The organism is Bradyrhizobium sp. WSM1253 (assembly GCF_000244935.1).
GTDB classification, from domain to species: domain Bacteria; phylum Pseudomonadota; class Alphaproteobacteria; order Rhizobiales; family Xanthobacteraceae; genus Bradyrhizobium; species Bradyrhizobium canariense.
In genome coordinates this window covers 234,408-250,036 of sequence record NZ_JH600072.1, presented here as the reverse complement: position 1 = coordinate 250,036, position 15,629 = coordinate 234,408, and the positions used below count along the sequence as shown (strand labels likewise).

The window sequence follows — 15,629 nt, the reverse complement described above, 5'->3', positions numbered from 1 at the left end:
AGAGGTTGTCCTGAGCACCGGAATAGCATCAGTCCAGCGAGATCGGACTACACGGGCCGGATCAGCAAGCTGGGCAATGGTTCGTTGCGCATGGCACTCTACGATGTTGCCCATATCATGCTACCAAGCCGCTCAGGGGCTGTTCACAACTGAAGAGCTGGGCCGGTGCGGATCGCCAACATGAGCAAGGCCAAGGTGGGGCTCGCCGGCCGACTAGCGGTGAGCATGCAAGGCATGCTTGCAAAAGCAGGCTCTTGAGCTGGACAGGAAGCGCGAAACAGTTCGGGCAGGCTACGCTACCAGGCCTACTCGAAACGAAGTGCTTTAGCTGGACGATGGAGCACAACGCCGCACGCTTCGCGGTGAGTAACATCGCGCGGATTAGATTGCCAAAGCGCAATCTCTCCAATCAATCGATTGTCACGCCGGTGACTCCGAATCATTTCGGCATGCGTTGCGCGGGCGAAACGCTCGTTATCGCCAAACATAGGTAGTTCGAGAGGACACCATTCCCGACGGGTATCAATTGCATGCCCCTTCGTTGCTTCCGCACATAGGCACGCACGTTTAATCTGACTTGTGCGTAGTTGATGAGACCGCCTGCGCACGAATGCCGCTACTACAGCATTCGGTGACATTATAGCTGGTCAGAGGAGAGAGATCATGAGACGCACAGTATTAGCACTATCCGCCGTCCTCGGTGCTAGCGCTATAGCGACCGCAGTCTTCGCACAGCAACCACAGCTACCACCACCCGACGATTGGCACGCCACCAGCCGGTATCTTCCTGAATACACGAAAGATGGCGAGCTTATTCTGCCAAAGAACTTCCACGAATGGGTTTATGTCGGTTCGCCACTGACGCCAAACTTCTTAAACCCCCCTCAAGCAAACTTCCCTGAATTTCACAACGTCTATATCGAGCCTGGTTCTTACGATATTTACAAGAAAACAGGTCTGTTCCCCGAGGGAACAATCTTCGTGAAAGAACTGCAGCTCATGCAGCCCGCCACTCATCCGGACGGTTCGAGAACTGAGCCATCTGGGAAGGGATTCTTCCCGGGCGCCTTCAACGGCGCGGATGTGACGGTCAAGGACAGCGAGAGATATAAGGCAACCAACGGCTGGGGCTACTACAACTTCAACCACCATGAACCCAAGGCAGCCACCGCGAAAGTCCGGCCAATCGAGGAATGCGCCTATTGCCACATTGCGAGTGCGAAACGGGATGACGTATGGACGCAGTTCTACGTGTTGCTCGACCAGGTGCCGGTGCCGCCTGGCCAGAACTCTTCTAAAAAAATGCCGCCCAGCCAGAATCCTTCGATTACAAAGTAGGAAACCCTGTGATGACATTTCTCAGAAGTGCGGCCGTGGCGTCCGCGTCCTTCATCGTAGTTACGGTCGGGTGTCTTGTTTCGCAGCCCGTAGCCAGCCAGCCCGCCCCTGCGCAGGAACAACTTGTTGATGCGGCAGGCAACATGCATATCCCGAAGAACTACCGAACCACCTACGAATTCCTTGGGAGTTGGTCTGTCGCAGGTGACAAAGGCGCTAAGCAAATTCACGTCGTCTACGCTTCGCCCGGAACTGCGGCAAGCTATCGCACAACGGGCGAATTTCCCCAAGGTTCGATCCTGGTGAAGGAGGTTTACGACGCGGCCACTTCGGATATGACGACTGGAACGGTCAGCCATCAAGAACTTCTCAAAGGTTGGTTCATGATGGTGAAGGACGGTAAGAACAGCCACCCCGATAATAAGTTGTGGGGCAACGGCTGGGGCTGGTCTTGGTTCGACGCGGGCGATCCCGTGAAAACGACCTCAACGAACTTTCGTTCAGATTGCCTGGGCTGCCACATCCCAGCCAAGGCGACTGACTGGATCTATGTCCATGGCTATCCCGGGCTAAAGAAGTGACGGATCGTTAGCCACGTCCGCTTGGATGTCGTGGGTAAGACCAGATGTGTGGGTAATACCAGACTGGATGCAGAAAAAGGTAGGGTCATGAAGCACAGTAAAAAGTTCAGCAGATGCATTTGTGGATCGATGATGATCTTTCTTCTGTCGTTTTCGGCACCCCAAGGGAGTCTAGCAGCCGGTCCGGTAACCTACAAAAAAATCACAAAGCAATTCCTCACGTCGGGCAAAGTGGACCTTGTACGGGAGGTGGTGACCCTGCCGCTCCATCGCGGCCGTCTTGCCTCGGGAGAAACTGTTTGGTTCGTGCTTACCGACGTAAGTGACTACGCTACTTCGAAAGACATGGGGCTCACATGGGCGCCGAGTCTCGCTAAGGCAAAAGACTTGACGAGCACACGGGTTGCGGAAATGGATGAGTCGGGTAACTTCACGTTCCAATCGGGCCGGGTCGATTTCTCACCGTCACAAACGTTGGTGGGGGGGGAGGCGCCGCATTTTTTTCCGCCTAGGACGGCCCGAGCCGGATCTGTCGGGGATGTGCACTACAGCCCATTGGCTCGGGTGGCTAATCGCAAGGACATTGTCTTTAACGCTCCAGTCATCGCTTTTAATGTCGAGCCCGCGAAAATCGCGTTCTGCAACGGCAGTCCTGATTACTCTGTCGTGACGGACTCCGTGGCGAGCATCTGTCCTGACAAAGGTACCGTTGACTTGAAACTCCGGTTTGGCTTCGCAAACGGCAAACACCTGCGTTATCTTAGTTTTGACGCAAACTCCGAGGAGTCGGCGACCCTCGAGTCGTCCACCTTTGCGCCTGCGGAAAGCGACATTCTTCAGAGCGGCGCGATTGAGGTGATCTATACGATTGTGAACGGCAAGATGGGTGAGAACGATCCGAACCGCCAGGGGCTCGACAGTGCCATCAACGGAGAGGGCCCCTCGCTCGACATCCTCGCGCACTTCAAGGAGATCAGCGCCGGATACTCTCCGATGTGGGACGTACGACTCGCCGAGTGGACCCAGGAGGCTATCTCGAAGGATCAACGGAAACTGATCACTGACGGCGACGATCTCGAAGCAAAAAGTGCGTCAGGTTTGCTGGTGAGTCCTGCGGGCGGGCCCGTGAAGACGACGGGGAATCTCGTGAATTGTCCGGTCGTAGGCTTCACCAATGAATAACCTCTTGCCCACATAACTGCCAATTCCCTGTGGCAGCGGCGCGTCTCGCGTCGCCGCTCTGCCCTTGACGTTGCCCCCAAGTTTTTTCAGTTTTGAGTTCGCTCTTGCCGGCGGATTTGCCCGGTTGGGCGGTGCGAGCGACGGGAGCTGGCGCGGAGCCTTTCGGGTAGCGCAGCGCCAGATCCTGGCGCGGGCGGCAGGTCATGGCGAACTCGGACGGGTTCTCCATCCGAGCTGCGAATGCAGGCGGCGTTCGTGAGCAATCGCCCTCAGGCGCTGGCGGTGGTTAGCAGCGTCAGCCTGGGTTGTCTGATATCTCATGGTCATGCGGCAGCAGCCGCTTTACACGCCCGCCGTTCGCTCATCCCGTGAGCATCCACCAGATGAGCGACAGCTTTCCGCTTCCCCGCGAGCGTCACCATTTCCTTCCCAGGAGATCCTTCAAGGCCGCATTGTCAACATGGCGTCAGCCAGAAGCCGCTTCAGCTTCGTGTTCGCTTCCTTGTTGCCGTCTCGCGCTTTTCTATGCATTACGCGCGGCCATGGCCCCGCGCCGTCACGCAAGAGCGGCCCCGCAAAACGGCCTAATTTTACTCACCACCCACGCCGAAGCGCGTGTAAGGCGAGAGTGGGTTGGGCATCCACTCTCAGACGTCGTCGAACATCTGCTGCATCCCAGCTTTCGGTAGGGACGCGGATTTGGGCCTAGGTTGCCGTCCATCTCGACCCTTTGCGCTCTGGCTCCGCAGCCGATTTCCAGAGCACCTGGCAAGCGCATGAGCCTCGAAGTAGCTGACGTGCACGACGGGCGGGTCGGATCGACCAGTTGAGACTTCAGCGTCATCGTCCCGTGCTGGCCGTTCGGGGTCTGCCACTTACGCGGCCCCGACCGGCCCTTAGGCCGCTCATGTTACATCCGAGCTCGATCAGCCCAGCGACCTCCCCGGCCCGGGAGCAACCAAGTTAGCGACTGCTCGGGTCGACATGCGCGCGCTATTAGACTTCGTCCACTGCCGGCCCGCGTGATCATGACGCGCCGAGGACGCTGCAGCCGCGCCTCAGTGTCTCGTACTAGGCATTGAACAGGAATGTGAACCGCTCATCGAATGGCCGTAGTCCGTCAGATCAGCGAGAGCGATGGCCAAAAAAAGCAGGTCGCGTATGTGAGGTGCCAGGTTCGCAGAGCCCGCATCGGTCATCGACTGGGTCCGTTGCGCCCGCGACGGAAATCGGTTCTCCGTCCTACTCGTTCGTGTGCCGGACTATCGCTAGAACTGCTCAAGGCCACCTGAGCACGAGCGCCGATTGGAACGGATGCGCAAAGGCAGTTGCAAGTCCTCACGAGAAATCAAATGGGCCATTCAACGCGCATAGACTTGCGCACGCCAAACGTCATGGAATGATCCAGGGCCGAGAATCTGAGGCCTTGCCCGGCCGTCCAAACCTCACCACCTTGTCGCGTTCTGAGCGACTTCGCAGGAGCGGCGAGAGCAGTTTGCAAACGCTTACGACACACCCGCCGCGGGGCTGCGCGCGCGCCGCAGGCCACCGACAACGCAATCGCCCGTCAGGCGGCGTTCCTGCGCGGCAACTTCCATTGTGGACGAACACGATGGCAAGTGTAGCCGTTCGGATAGCGTTCCAGGTAATCCTGGTGCTCTGGCTCCGCCTCCCAGAAATCGCCAGCGGGCGAAAGCTCGGTCACCACTTTGCCCGGCCACAGCCCTGAGGCCTCGACGTCGGCGATGGTCTCCTGTGCGACGCGGTGCTGATCCTCGTTTATGTAGAAAATCGCCGACCTGTAGCTTGCACCCTGGTCGTTTCCCTGCCGGTTGAGAGTCGTCGGATCGTGGATCTGGAAGAAGAACTCAAGCAGGTCGCGGAAGCTAGTCTGACTCGAATCGAACGTGATCTCGATCGCTTCCGCGTGTGTGCCGTGGTGGCGGTACGTGGCATTCTCGACGTCGCCGCCGGAGTAGCCGACCCGCGTTGAGATCACACCGGGCAGGCGCCGCACCAGCTGCTGCATCCCCCAGAAGCAACCGCCTGCCAGGATCGCGCGTTCTGTAGTCCCTGCCATTTTCAGGCCTCCTGCTTTGCAAAGAACCTCACGTACTCGCCGAATCGCTCACACCCCAATTGGTCGCGGTGGATTACGCGAAGGGGGGCCGAGTTGACGCAGTATCTCAGCCCTTCCTTGTGGCAACGCCCCGTCAGGTAAAACATGGCCGAGGTGGCTGTCTCAGTGCTTGGAGCGGACCTCTGTCTCCGTGTATGCCTGCGAGCTGTCACCGTTCTCGAGGACACTTGCGGCCTCGAGATGCCGCTTTTCATTTCGAGCGCGGCGCAATCATGAACATCGCCGGTCATGTCAGCGCTCCCGGCATGAAGCAGCGAATGTGCGGTTGGTCGGTCATCTGAAAACCGGAGCTATACCACACCCATACCAACGTGCTATGGTCCATGTTGGGCTCGGTAACGAGGGCATCGTCGGGAACATCAACCCACTCGGTATCGCCCTTCTTCATGTCCTGACCGTTGGAGGCGGATCTGTAGAGGTCGGCGGTCTTGGGCACCATAACCCTGTAATGGCTTTCCTTCTTGTTTTGAGTGGTCCATTCGACATCCCGCAGATGTAGGGCGTCGGAGCCATCACAGCAGGGGCCAGACTTACTACGGAGTTTCGCAAACCACGGGTTCAGCTCCGGGTGCATTGCATCATGGCCGTTGGAAGATGGCAGGTTCATCGTCAACATTAGGGCGCTCGCGAGCACGCACCTGACGATCAGGTAACAAGCCGAAATGAGAGGACCGCAGTTCTCTTCGGGGGTAACACTCGACACTACGGTCCCCTTCATCCGGACTTCCCAAAACCGGCTCCTTTGGATTGGGGCCGTTGGGGTGGAGTCAGTCTTGGGTGTGTCAACCATCCAATCACTCGGCCATACTCAAGAACGACTCACCGGGATAGTGCAGAAGCGAGCGGAAAACGCCGACGTTCTGGTAGAGTGAAGTCAGGACTGCTGCTTGCATTCCGCTTTCGCGTTGACCAAGAAACGGCGTACGCAATGGGCACAAGACGACTTCAAAGGCGTGAAGTTCACTTCGGGCTTTGGCGGGCGCTCGCGCTTTCCGTGAAACTCGGCCATCCCGTTTCGCTGTCGAGCTCGTCGAAGCATGCGAAGAGCGGCTCGCTGGAAACGTCGACGCAGAGACCAGACTCCCTGTTGTCCCAGGATTTGTTGCAGAAGGGAGCGCTCGATCCGATCAGTCTGCGTCTCGCGATACTGCTCGGCAGTCAACTTCGAGACCGCTTCGGGGTTGTTCCTGTAGGTCGGCATTCGCCGTACTCCGTGGTGTGCTACATTGTTGAAGATATGTACCGGGTCGTCGTCCGTCCAATCACCTCCGGCTATCGAAACGATGCCATGAGGATCGACATTGGAGGTGTTTCAATTTGCAAGGGCCTATTCAACTTCTCCCAGGAGGCGGGTCTGACACTGCTGCAACAGGACTTTGAATCGGGCTACGGCGAAGGCGTGTACCAGGGACTGCGGTACGGCGTCACCGGGCGGAAGTCTTCACGGAAAGCGAATCCAGCCCGTTCGCGCGAGCGGTCGCCGGCGGCGACGTCGTCAGCTTCAACCTTTACCGGCCGAGGTCGGGTGAGGCTCTTTGCGTCCTGCGAAATACCAGCCAGGCGAATTTGTTCTCGGGCATCTCCCCAGGGAGCGGAGAGCATCGACCCGCCGAGGAGAGTTGAAACGCATGGAAGCTGCACTCGAGACCGCAGTTGACGTTTTTCGATTCAGCCGGGCACGGCGACTTAGGATCGCTCCCGTCTGCGGTGAAGTGGCGTTCACCGCCGCGCTCCATCGTGATCCTGACGGCCTTCGCGCTCGCTTCTGATTCCGTGTAGCTCGCCGCGAGCGTCTCGAGAGATAAACGATCGGCTCTCGTCACTCAGAGTGTTCGCTCGACGGGGGGGCACGCCAGCAAACTTCTCCAGTGCCGGTTGGGAGTGCGGCCTGTTGCCTCTGCATCCGAGCTGATCGTCGTGCTCGGGGAGGACGTCAGCTGCCGGCGCCAGGTACCGGGACGCGCCCTCGCGGAGACCGCCACGAACCTCCACGGCTCACCAAACGCGATCAGAACGTGGCAGTTGCCTGGCCGCGTCGACCTCGCGGTCGAGCGGAAGGGGTGCTAGCTGCGTGGAATTCAAGGCGGGACGTCTCGGAGGCATGGAGCCGGCCGAGCAAACCCTGCTCGTCGACCTCAGACGAACGCGCCGCTCACGTCGGCTTCAGGATATCGATGAGCCACCGACGGTTGCGCTCCTGACTCCACACGGATAGCGGACGCGGTCGCCGCGGTCATGGGATCGTGGACCTTCATCATCGTCCAGAGCGTGATCCTGTGCGTCTGGACATGGGCAACCTGGTGGGACGATCAGGCGCTCGGATCCTTACCCGCTCACTCTTCTCAATCTCGCGCTTTCGTTCCAGGCGGCCGACGCCGCGCCAGTCATCATGATGAGCCACAACCGGCAGCAGGACATCGATCGCGAGGCGGCGGAGAACGACTACGGATCAACGTGAAGGCGGAGCTCGAGATAGAGTTGTTGCATGAGAAGATCGACCAACTGCGCGAGCGTGAAATCCTCAAGCTAACGGAGGCAGTCAGGATGCTGACCGTGCTGCTGGAAGAGCCGGCGTCGGGTGCACGCGAGTCCGATGCGGAAGGCGGAGGGCGGTCATAACCAGCGACTATCGACTTCATGGCGTGATGTCATTTTTCATTCGCCGCGCGGAAGTGCATAACGGTACCTTGCTCATCCGGCGCACGGCCGCTTAGCGGGCTTACGCGGCTCTCGCCCGCAGAGAGCAGCCATACGCGAATGACTGAAGCGGTTCTCGCAACCCGGGCGATGGCAGAGCTGCGCGATGGTCGAGATCCCGGAGGACGCCGCTATGAAGAGCTTCTTTCGCAACCGTATCCGAAACGTCCGGCTACACCCAGGGACAGCATGTTTCCGTGCGGCTGATGGGGCCAACGGCTACACTGCCGTGCTTAGACCCTCGATCGACCGGGCAATTCTACGTCGAGAATCGACTGCGTCGCAGCACTCTAGGAGCGAGATACGAGTATGTTTTCAGTGATTTTTGAGATGCTCCCCAACAAAGAGAGCCGGGATGACTATTTCGACAACGCCAAGAGGCTGCACCCCGAGCTGGAGCAGGTCGATGGCTTCGTCGACAATATCCGATACAAGAGCCTGATTCGCGAGGGCTGGATCCTTTCGCTTTCAAACTGGCGGGACGAGAAGTCGCTTGTCCGCTGGCGCTCCCACCGGCGTCATCATGAGGTTCAGCAGAAGGGGCGCGAGGAAATCCTCGCGGACTATCACCTGCGCGTCGGCCAGATCACTGCCGACAATCAGGTGCCGACGGGGTACGCAGTCACTGAGCAAAGGCTCGATGAGACCGAAGTCGGGGAGGGAACGACGGTGACGCTTATCAACGCGACTCGCCCCGGGGAGTGGAAGCAAACCGACAACCCGTACGATTGCGCCGAGTGGCTCGGCCTGAACCCGTGGGCTCCCGACACCACGTCCTGGGACATCTTCGAGGCCGTACTTACGCCCGGCGACCTGATTCTGCTCATATCCTGGAAGGACGCCGGTGCAGCGCGGGCCTACGAGGACGCTTACGCGCCGAATGAGACGGCACGGGTTCGGACAGTGCGGATCGTACGCGATTATGGCAAATACGACCGTCGCGAGGCACCTCAGTACTATGCAGAGGCCCAGGGCGGTAAGACCCTCTACGCCTGAAACCGCTCCGTCGTGAAGGCCGCCCAGCTGCGAATTAGACCGTGCGTCGGCGAAGTCGCGAGCCGCGGAGCAGCCAGCGTCGCTCTCGCGAGGTGACAGCGACGAACACGATCAAGGAGACCCGCCGAAATGAGGACGGCGTAGGCCGAGGCATCGCTGAAATCCGGGTTCTGCTAACGCGTCGCTCGTCTGGCTCCTCATCGTGTTCCGCTCGAACATCATAGCGGCCTCGTTGCGCTGGCTTGGGCGATCCCTCGAAGCGTCCTTCTGTCGTCCAGTGGTGATCAGGGCTTACGTGCTCTCGTCGTTAGCGAGCGTGAGCCGGAGGCGCGCGGAAAGGTCCGTGTAAACCGATCGTGCACTGACCTGCTCGGCTCGCCAGCCAAGACCCAAGTCAAACTCTGAAAGGAAAGCACGATGACGAATTCGAACGATGATGGACCTCTCCGCCTCAGGCTGAGGTGGCCGGAGACCTTGACGACGCTGGCACGCTTAACGGCCGTGCCGGCGCATCGGTGTTCTCAATCGCGGCCCCGACAGCAGGGGCGGCACCGGGGGGCGGCCCCGACGAGTTGCTAAGTGCTTCGCTCGCCGCATGCACGGCGATGACCACACGGCTGCAGGCGCGAAGGCGGAAAATGCCGCTATCCGACGTCGCAGTAGCCGTGTCGTACCACCATGTCAGGGATGGCGGCTGCGACTGCTTCGAGCGCTCCATCAAGCTCGAAGGAACGCCTGGCGACGAGGCCGCGCACAACTGATGCAGGCTGCGAACATGTGTCTCGCCGAGCGGACGCTGGGCCTTGCGCCGAGATCCGCGCTAACGATAACGTCGGCATCGGGCCGGCGGCAAGCTATGACGACAACTTGAGCGAGCTTCCGATTCCGTACATCACCCCCGATTAGCGGGCCGCGAGATAGTCCGCGAGCACTACGGCGTTGTTGCGCTTGGTATCGTGCGCGCCGAAGAGCAGCGTGACTTTGCCCGTCAATGCAAGATTTGTCAGGTGCTCGACTGCGGCGCGATTGGCGCGGAGCTCCTCGAAGTATCGCTTGTGAAACTCGCGCCACCGGTTCCGGTCATGACCAAACCAGGTCCTGAGGCCGCCGCTCGGAGCGATGTCCTTCAGCCATACGTCCACGCTGGCATGCTCCTTCGTGAGTCCGCGCGGCCAGATGCGGTCGACGAGCACCCTCGTGCCGTCCGAGCCCTCGGGCAGCTCGTACACACGTTTAACACCAAGCCGACAGGAGTGTCGAGACATTGGTTTCTCCAGTCCTCTCCTCCGTAAAGGAGGGCAACTCGCATTAGGTCGCCTTCGCGGGACTGACCTCGGGAAAATCGATCGGGGTCTGCACCGCATTGTTGATGAAGTTCGTCAACAAGAACTGAGCAGTCAGCGCGATCATCTCGACGATGTTGGCGTCTGTCCACCCCGCATCCCTGACGGCCGTAAACTGGGCGTCGGAAACTTTGCCGCGCGTCTCGATGAGCGCTTTCGCGAAGGCGACCGCAGCCTGGCGCTTGGGATCGGTTGAGCGGCCCTCCCTGTTCAACTCGATTTCATCCGCTGGGATTTTGGCTAGATTGCCCGCCATAAAGCTGTGCGCGGCCAGGCAGTAGTCGCACCCGTCCGCCTCAGACACCGCCAGCGCGATCCCGTCTCTCGTCTTGATGTCCAGCGTCTTAGCAAGTGATGCCATCAGGGTAGCCCAGCCGGAGAGCACGTTCGGGCTGATCGACATGAGGCGGTGCAGGTTGGGCACGAAGCCCAGCACCTTGTCGACGTTGTCGAGGATCGGCTTGGAGCCCGCCGGAGCGTCCTCGCGTTTCGGAATGGAAATGCGTGGCATTTGATCCTCCATTAGACCGCCAACGATTATTCGGTTGGTGACGAAACAACCAACGCCGACGTTTCAGCTACCGGTAGCGACCGGACCGCCTCGAAGACTAGGACGCGTCGCACCGCGGCGCTCATGTTTGTTGATCATGCAGTCCATAACGGCAGGTCATCGGCCGAGCGCCGATCGGGCACTGATGTCGCAGTCAAAGACTTCGTGCTCAGCTGCTCGCCGCGCTGACCGGGGTGGAACCGGCGGCTCTGAACGCCCCCATCTCGCCTTCCAGTCAAAGATGCAGTACCTGACCGGATCAGCGCTTGCTCGAGCTCGCGGAAGCGGGCGTGATGTGCTGCGGGCACTTTAAGCCGTAGCAAGACCCCGTGATCAACCTTCGCTGTTGCCAAGTTACGCGACGCGCCGCGCCAGATCGGCGTCGTGTTTCAACTCTCTCAATTCCGCGAGCGCTTTAGATCTCGAGACGCCGGCGTTGGGCTAGTCCATCAGCATGACGGCGGCACTGTCGTTGGCCCCGCCATTGCCGATCCTGTACTGCGCGTCAGCCCTTTGCATCCGTTACTGTTGTTCAGGCATGCCGGCACGTGATATGGACCGCGGCGGCGCTCGCCTCGGTCACCGCTTTGATGGCTCTGGCACCGGGCTCAGAAATGATCCTTCAGAGCATCACGGGGCGAATTGACCCCCGCGCTCGCTGCGCGGGGCGGTGCGCATACGTCGCACGAAACCGCGCAGCCTTTCCTAAACCCGCGGTGAGACCGGGGGACATGCCCGAGAACAAACGCGACAAACTTCTCGGCCGGTACTTCGCAGGACGCAAAGAGCCTAACCCGACCTCAGCCGGGATTGAAGCAGACGCCGTCGCCGCCGGCGACCGCTCGCGCAAACTCATGGCATCGTTTCGATAGCTGGAGGTGATTGGACGGTCGACGACCCGCTGCATATCTTCAATGTAGCACACCACGGAGTACGGCGGATGCCGACCTACAGGAACACCGCCGAAGCGGTCTCGAAGTTGACTCCGAGCAGTATCGCGAGACGCAGACTGATGGGACCGAGCGTTCCCTTCTCCAACGAATACTGGGACAACAGGAAGTCTGGTCTCTACATCGCCGTTTCTAGCGAGCCGCTATTCGCATGCTTCGACAAGCTCGACAGCGAAACAGGATGACCGAGTTTCATGGAAACATCGTGCGCCCGCCAAAGCCTGAAGTGCACTTCACGCCTTCGAAGTCGTCTCCTCAATATACCCAAAGCTTGAAGGACTACCGCGTGCGTACGAAACAGCAACGGCCCGTCCGAAAGCCGCAACGCTGACACGGCGCGGTCAATCTAACGGAGGTCGACGTGACGTTTTTCTATAAAGCTGTTGAAACACCGGGGGACCCCCTCAAACTCATGAGCCACAAAACCTTAGCGGTGGCCTCGGAAAACTTCGATCTAAAGCGCGTGCGCCTTGGCGAACTCTTGGAGGCTGTTGACCACCCGATCCTTGAGCGCGCGGAGGACCAGCTCAGCCATTTCTCGGCGGGCACACGGAGGTCCTTCCACATCGAGCCTCGAACTCGTCGGCTCCGCATTCCAGAAGGGCATCTGGAAGTCACTGCTAGTGCTTCACTTCGCCAAGACACGCTGATACGCGATGATCGCAAGTGCCGTTGGCGATCCAAAGGCGGTCCGCGTCGTAGGCGCGGCAAACGGCAAGAAGTCGCATCGAAGTCAGCATGCTCGGCGGTTCAGTCATACATAGCGCCGCTTCGCCAATGCGTGGTGAGTATCAAAAGCAGATGCAGCAAGCCCCTCGAGACCGCCTGTGAACCCTTTCGGACCGAAAGTCATTATATGCGTGAGCCTGGCCCTAAATGGCTGGGTACGCATCGCGTGGTAGCTGAGAAGCGATCTCCACGCCAGCGTCCCAATGGCTTTGATCCGAGACCGTACCGGTTCCGGGCGAATGCCCGCCACTACTGGACCGATCGAGACAAACTCTTGCTAACTAGATAGGAGAACTATCATGACAAAACGTTCGCTTATGATCACAGCCACAAGCTGTTTCATTGCATTTGCACCGGCAGCATATGGGCGCTCGGCCTACGACGGCTCTTGGGACCTCGTCTTCGTGACGCAAAGGGGAACCTGCGATTCCAGTTACAGCTTTACTGTCGATGTGACTAACGGAATTGTCACGCATCCCAATCTCGTAAAATTTCGAGGTTACGTCGCAAGGTCCGGCGCGGTTCGCGCTTCGGTAACGGTCCAAGACAAAGTTGCCGCCGGTGCGGGCAAATTGTTCGCAACGTCCGGTCGGGGGACCTGGAGCGGCCACTCAGGAATGGCACGATGCTCGGGCTACTGGACCGCGCGCCGCAATTGAAGGACGCGACGGCGGGCACGCGACGGGGTGCGAGTGCGCGAATGCTGTTAACGCCAAGTCTTACGCAAAGGAGCATTTCCTCGGTGAACTGGAGACCGTAATGAAATGACAGTTCCCAGAATACTAGCCGGCATCGCAGTCCTGCTCGGCTTGTTCTCAACCGGCCTCGACAGGACAATGCGGTTGGAGACGCCTCGGTCTATGAGCGCGCGCATTGGGTCGGGTGAATCTGCCCCCGTCGGTACTAATCGGCTAGCTCTAGTGATTGGCAATTCAACCTATCCCGATGCCGACTCTCCTCTTTCTCAAATGACACGCGATGCGGAAGGTTTGACAAATGCTCTTCGCAACGACGGTTTTCTGGTCGACGCCGTTGACAATGCGACGCGTCCCGACATTACCCGCGCAATTGATCGTCTAACGGCAAAAGTACATTTTAACTCAATTGTGCTAGTGTATTTCGGAGGTTACGGTGTCCAATCTGACGGACAGAATTATCTGATTCCGGTCGATGCGAAGATCTGGACTGAAGAAGATGTCCGCCGACAAGGCGTAAGTATTGACCGCCTCCTTTCGCAACTCAAGTCTTCCGGAGCACGCGTACGGCTCGTAGTGATTGAGGCCTCGCGGCGCAATCCCTACGAGCGACGCTTCAGGAATTACTCACACGGACTTGCGCCTATTCAAACGAGTGAAAACGCGCTCATCCTGAGCTCAGCGGCGCCTGGCCAAGTCGTCGAAGACGTGGACGAACTGCATAGCCAGCTGATGACCGCTCTTCTTGAGCGCATCGGGTCTTCGAAAGGAATCGAGGAGGTCTTCAACAACACGCGAAACGCCGTGGTGGCTGCTACCCAGGGCCAACAGATTCCAGCTGTGTCGTCTACGCTGACCGAGAACATTAACCTTTCGCCGATACGCAACGGCGCGCTGCCGTGTGCTCTGTCGGCTCCGCAGCTGGCCGCCGCCGCGAGTCATCAAACAGAGTTCTGCTGAGATCTAAGGATCAAGGGCTCACTTTCCCTGGAGCGCGCCATTCACTCATCTCCGCGTTGTTTGGGACCTTCAACGCGCTCCGACGCCGTCCCGTATCGACGACGCCGCATCACCGGAGGTCTCTTGCGCTTCATGATCGTCTGCTCCTGCAATGTCCTCAGCGACCACGATGTTCGCCACGCCGTCAACACGGCCGATGACGCGCCGCGCAATGCCAAGCAGATCTATGACTGCCTTGGTTGTAGCGCTGAATGCGGCCGCTGCGCCCGCACCATCAAGACGATCATCAACGAGGCATACAGGGAATGTGCGCTAGCCTGTCAGGCCGGCTGCCCGCATAGCCAGATCATGGATGACGCGGGGGATGAGCCCAAAGTCGCGCCCGCAGCGCCCTGACTTCGGTGGATTTGCCGCTCGGTTCGCGCCTGGAATGCCTGCTTGCTTGTTTTTTGCCAGAAGCATTCTAAACTCCTAGGCTCCAAGACCCGCCTCAACTGTTGGAGTTCACCATGCAGGGCGACCCCAAAGTCATCGAGTATCTGAACAAGGGATTGCGTCACGAGCTCACTGCCATCAACCAGTACTGGCTGCACTACCGGCTGCTGGCCAATTGGGGCCTCTCGGAGATGGCCAAGGTCTGGCGCAAGGAATCAATCGAGGAGATGCAGCACGCCGATCGCATCACCGACCGTGTGATATTCCTAGAGGGCTTTCCCAACATGCAGATACTCGATCCCTTGCGGATCGGCCAGAACGTCAACGAAATCATCGAGTGCGATCTCGCCGCCGAGATGAGCGCGCGTGCGCTGTACCAAGAGGCGGCGACGCATTGTCATTCCGTGAAGGATTATGTCACCCGCGACTTGTTCGAGAACCTGATGACGGACGAGGAACACCACATCGATTTCCTCGAGACGCAGCTTGATTTGATCAACCGGATCGGGATCGAGCTTTACACCCAGAATCATGTCGGTGAGCTCAAGAGCGAAGAGCACTGAAATTTACGTCGATAGTCCCTTCTGCCAGTCCTAAGTTCGCATTCTGCGCCTGCTTTGCCTCCGCGTAGGCTGCGAGCGGTTGCTTCAGCTCACTGGTCCTACTGGCGGAGCAAGGAGAGAACCGGTCCAGGGCCCCCTCCGTGACGTTTCCGCGTTCACGGAACGTGAGTACATGGCGAGGCAAGTGCCATTGGCACTCAGTGGTGGAAAATCGCTGCTCAGCCAGACCAAGTTCATCGGGTCGGCCGAGTCTTTCGGTCATAGATGAGGTGGACTTGGTCGGCCATCTCTGTAGCCGCTTGTCGCGAGAAGGTCATTGGAAGTCTTCGACCCGGATCCGCGCCGTTGACAATAAGGTGCGCGACACGACGAGCTAGCGTGTTGGCTTTGCTCCACGGCGCTGCTCGGGATTGAGTTCAGCAAGATTTGTTCCGGCTGTCGGCCGGCTCGGCTCCTTCAGAGAGAATTGG

Annotated in this window: 15 protein-coding genes and 1 pseudogene; 10 read left to right on the top strand and 6 right to left on the bottom strand. The window is 59.1% G+C overall.

Annotated features, from left to right (window positions below; translation table 11 throughout):
- The first annotated feature begins 663 nt into the window (after nt 1-663).
- The 3 genes from BRA1253DRAFT_RS01145 (at nt 664) to BRA1253DRAFT_RS01135 (ending at nt 3,101) form a co-directional block, all read left to right on the top strand.
- On the top strand, nt 664-1,338 hold the full coding sequence (locus tag BRA1253DRAFT_RS01145) for a cytochrome P460 family protein (RefSeq protein ID WP_009859363.1): 675 nt from the start codon (nt 664-666) through the stop codon (nt 1,336-1,338).
- 11 nt (nt 1,339-1,349) lie between these two features.
- Nucleotides 1,350-1,919, top strand: a complete 570-nt coding sequence (locus BRA1253DRAFT_RS01140; RefSeq protein WP_009859362.1) for a cytochrome P460 family protein — start codon at nt 1,350-1,352, stop codon at nt 1,917-1,919.
- A gap of 132 nt (nt 1,920-2,051) precedes the next feature.
- Nucleotides 2,052-3,101, top strand: coding sequence for a hypothetical protein (locus BRA1253DRAFT_RS01135; RefSeq protein WP_009859361.1), 1,050 nt, complete (start codon nt 2,052-2,054; stop codon nt 3,099-3,101).
- A 246-nt stretch (nt 3,102-3,347) separates the two neighbouring features.
- Here the strand turns inward: BRA1253DRAFT_RS01135 and BRA1253DRAFT_RS40935 are convergent.
- From BRA1253DRAFT_RS40935 to BRA1253DRAFT_RS46080, 4 genes and pseudogenes are all read right to left on the bottom strand, one after another.
- Nucleotides 3,348-3,605, bottom strand: a pseudogene (locus BRA1253DRAFT_RS40935) (IS3 family transposase); the annotation flags it as partial.
- A 1,063-nt stretch (nt 3,606-4,668) separates the two neighbouring features.
- Nucleotides 4,669-5,181: a peptide-methionine (S)-S-oxide reductase MsrA gene (msrA, locus tag BRA1253DRAFT_RS01130; RefSeq protein WP_009859360.1), complete on the bottom strand. Its 513-nt coding sequence runs from the start codon at nt 5,179-5,181 to the stop codon at nt 4,669-4,671.
- A 286-nt stretch (nt 5,182-5,467) separates the two neighbouring features.
- Nucleotides 5,468-5,857 (bottom strand): hypothetical protein, encoded by a 390-nt coding sequence (locus BRA1253DRAFT_RS01120; protein WP_035992376.1) that lies wholly within the window; start codon nt 5,855-5,857, stop codon nt 5,468-5,470.
- A gap of 344 nt (nt 5,858-6,201) precedes the next feature.
- A complete protein-coding gene (locus tag BRA1253DRAFT_RS46080; RefSeq protein ID WP_354167354.1) occupies nt 6,202-6,369 on the bottom strand; it encodes a peptide-methionine (R)-S-oxide reductase in 168 nt (55 codons plus the stop codon).
- Nucleotides 6,370-7,549: 1,180 nt separating this feature from the next.
- Here BRA1253DRAFT_RS46080 and BRA1253DRAFT_RS44985 point away from each other — a divergent pair.
- From BRA1253DRAFT_RS44985 to BRA1253DRAFT_RS45790, 4 genes are all read left to right on the top strand, one after another.
- Nucleotides 7,550-7,699 carry a DUF1003 domain-containing protein gene (locus BRA1253DRAFT_RS44985; RefSeq protein ID WP_245285847.1) on the top strand — a complete coding sequence of 50 codons (150 nt, stop codon included), beginning with the start codon at nt 7,550-7,552 and terminating at the stop codon, nt 7,697-7,699.
- Nucleotides 7,696-7,860 carry a hypothetical protein gene (locus BRA1253DRAFT_RS44980; protein WP_245285837.1) on the top strand — a complete coding sequence of 55 codons (165 nt, stop codon included), beginning with the start codon at nt 7,696-7,698 and terminating at the stop codon, nt 7,858-7,860. Before BRA1253DRAFT_RS44985 ends, BRA1253DRAFT_RS44980 begins: the two co-directional genes overlap by 4 nt.
- A gap of 387 nt (nt 7,861-8,247) precedes the next feature.
- Nucleotides 8,248-8,934, top strand: a complete 687-nt coding sequence (locus BRA1253DRAFT_RS01110) for an antibiotic biosynthesis monooxygenase (protein ID WP_009859356.1) — start codon at nt 8,248-8,250, stop codon at nt 8,932-8,934.
- Nucleotides 8,935-9,572: 638 nt separating this feature from the next.
- The gene (locus BRA1253DRAFT_RS45790; protein ID WP_256375782.1) at nt 9,573-9,695 is read left to right on the top strand and encodes a hypothetical protein; all 123 of its coding nucleotides are present in this window, start codon (nt 9,573-9,575) and stop codon (nt 9,693-9,695) included.
- A gap of 141 nt (nt 9,696-9,836) precedes the next feature.
- Here the strand turns inward: BRA1253DRAFT_RS45790 and BRA1253DRAFT_RS01100 are convergent, their stop codons facing one another.
- Together BRA1253DRAFT_RS01100 and BRA1253DRAFT_RS01095 are read right to left on the bottom strand one after the other, a co-directional pair.
- The gene (locus tag BRA1253DRAFT_RS01100; protein WP_009859355.1) at nt 9,837-10,199 is read right to left on the bottom strand and encodes a DUF488 domain-containing protein; all 363 of its coding nucleotides are present in this window, start codon (nt 10,197-10,199) and stop codon (nt 9,837-9,839) included.
- Between the two features lie 43 nt (nt 10,200-10,242).
- Complete coding sequence (locus BRA1253DRAFT_RS01095) at nt 10,243-10,788, bottom strand: carboxymuconolactone decarboxylase family protein (RefSeq protein WP_009859354.1); 546 nt, start codon at nt 10,786-10,788, stop codon at nt 10,243-10,245.
- A 2,578-nt stretch (nt 10,789-13,366) separates the two neighbouring features.
- Between BRA1253DRAFT_RS01095 and BRA1253DRAFT_RS01085 the strand changes: the two genes are divergently transcribed.
- From BRA1253DRAFT_RS01085 to bfr, 3 genes are all read left to right on the top strand, one after another.
- Nucleotides 13,367-14,161, top strand: a complete 795-nt coding sequence (locus BRA1253DRAFT_RS01085; RefSeq protein WP_157158506.1) for a caspase family protein — start codon at nt 13,367-13,369, stop codon at nt 14,159-14,161.
- 132 nt (nt 14,162-14,293) lie between these two features.
- Nucleotides 14,294-14,557 (top strand): bacterioferritin-associated ferredoxin, encoded by a 264-nt coding sequence (locus BRA1253DRAFT_RS01080; protein WP_028141268.1) that lies wholly within the window; start codon nt 14,294-14,296, stop codon nt 14,555-14,557.
- A gap of 113 nt (nt 14,558-14,670) precedes the next feature.
- Nucleotides 14,671-15,159, top strand: coding sequence for a bacterioferritin (gene bfr, locus BRA1253DRAFT_RS01075; RefSeq protein ID WP_009859347.1), 489 nt, complete (start codon nt 14,671-14,673; stop codon nt 15,157-15,159).
- The last annotated feature ends 470 nt before the right edge of the window (nt 15,160-15,629 follow it).

Coding starts and splice junctions, on each gene's coding strand:
- BRA1253DRAFT_RS01145 (WP_009859363.1), top strand. CDS start 664: ATGAGACGCACAGTATTAGCACTATCCGCCGTCCTCGGTGCTAGCGCT.
- BRA1253DRAFT_RS01140 (WP_009859362.1), top strand. CDS start 1,350: ATGACATTTCTCAGAAGTGCGGCCGTGGCGTCCGCGTCCTTCATCGTA.
- BRA1253DRAFT_RS01135 (WP_009859361.1), top strand. CDS start 2,052: ATGATCTTTCTTCTGTCGTTTTCGGCACCCCAAGGGAGTCTAGCAGCC.
- msrA (WP_009859360.1), bottom strand. CDS start 5,181: ATGGCAGGGACTACAGAACGCGCGATCCTGGCAGGCGGTTGCTTCTGG.
- BRA1253DRAFT_RS01120 (WP_035992376.1), bottom strand. CDS start 5,857: ATGTTGACGATGAACCTGCCATCTTCCAACGGCCATGATGCAATGCAC.
- BRA1253DRAFT_RS01110 (WP_009859356.1), top strand. CDS start 8,248: ATGTTTTCAGTGATTTTTGAGATGCTCCCCAACAAAGAGAGCCGGGAT.
- BRA1253DRAFT_RS45790 (WP_256375782.1), top strand. CDS start 9,573: ATGCCGCTATCCGACGTCGCAGTAGCCGTGTCGTACCACCATGTCAGG.
- BRA1253DRAFT_RS01100 (WP_009859355.1), bottom strand. CDS start 10,199: ATGTCTCGACACTCCTGTCGGCTTGGTGTTAAACGTGTGTACGAGCTG.
- BRA1253DRAFT_RS01095 (WP_009859354.1), bottom strand. CDS start 10,788: ATGCCACGCATTTCCATTCCGAAACGCGAGGACGCTCCGGCGGGCTCC.
- BRA1253DRAFT_RS01085 (WP_157158506.1), top strand. CDS start 13,367: ATGAGCGCGCGCATTGGGTCGGGTGAATCTGCCCCCGTCGGTACTAAT.
- BRA1253DRAFT_RS01080 (WP_028141268.1), top strand. CDS start 14,294: ATGATCGTCTGCTCCTGCAATGTCCTCAGCGACCACGATGTTCGCCAC.
- bfr (WP_009859347.1), top strand. CDS start 14,671: ATGCAGGGCGACCCCAAAGTCATCGAGTATCTGAACAAGGGATTGCGT.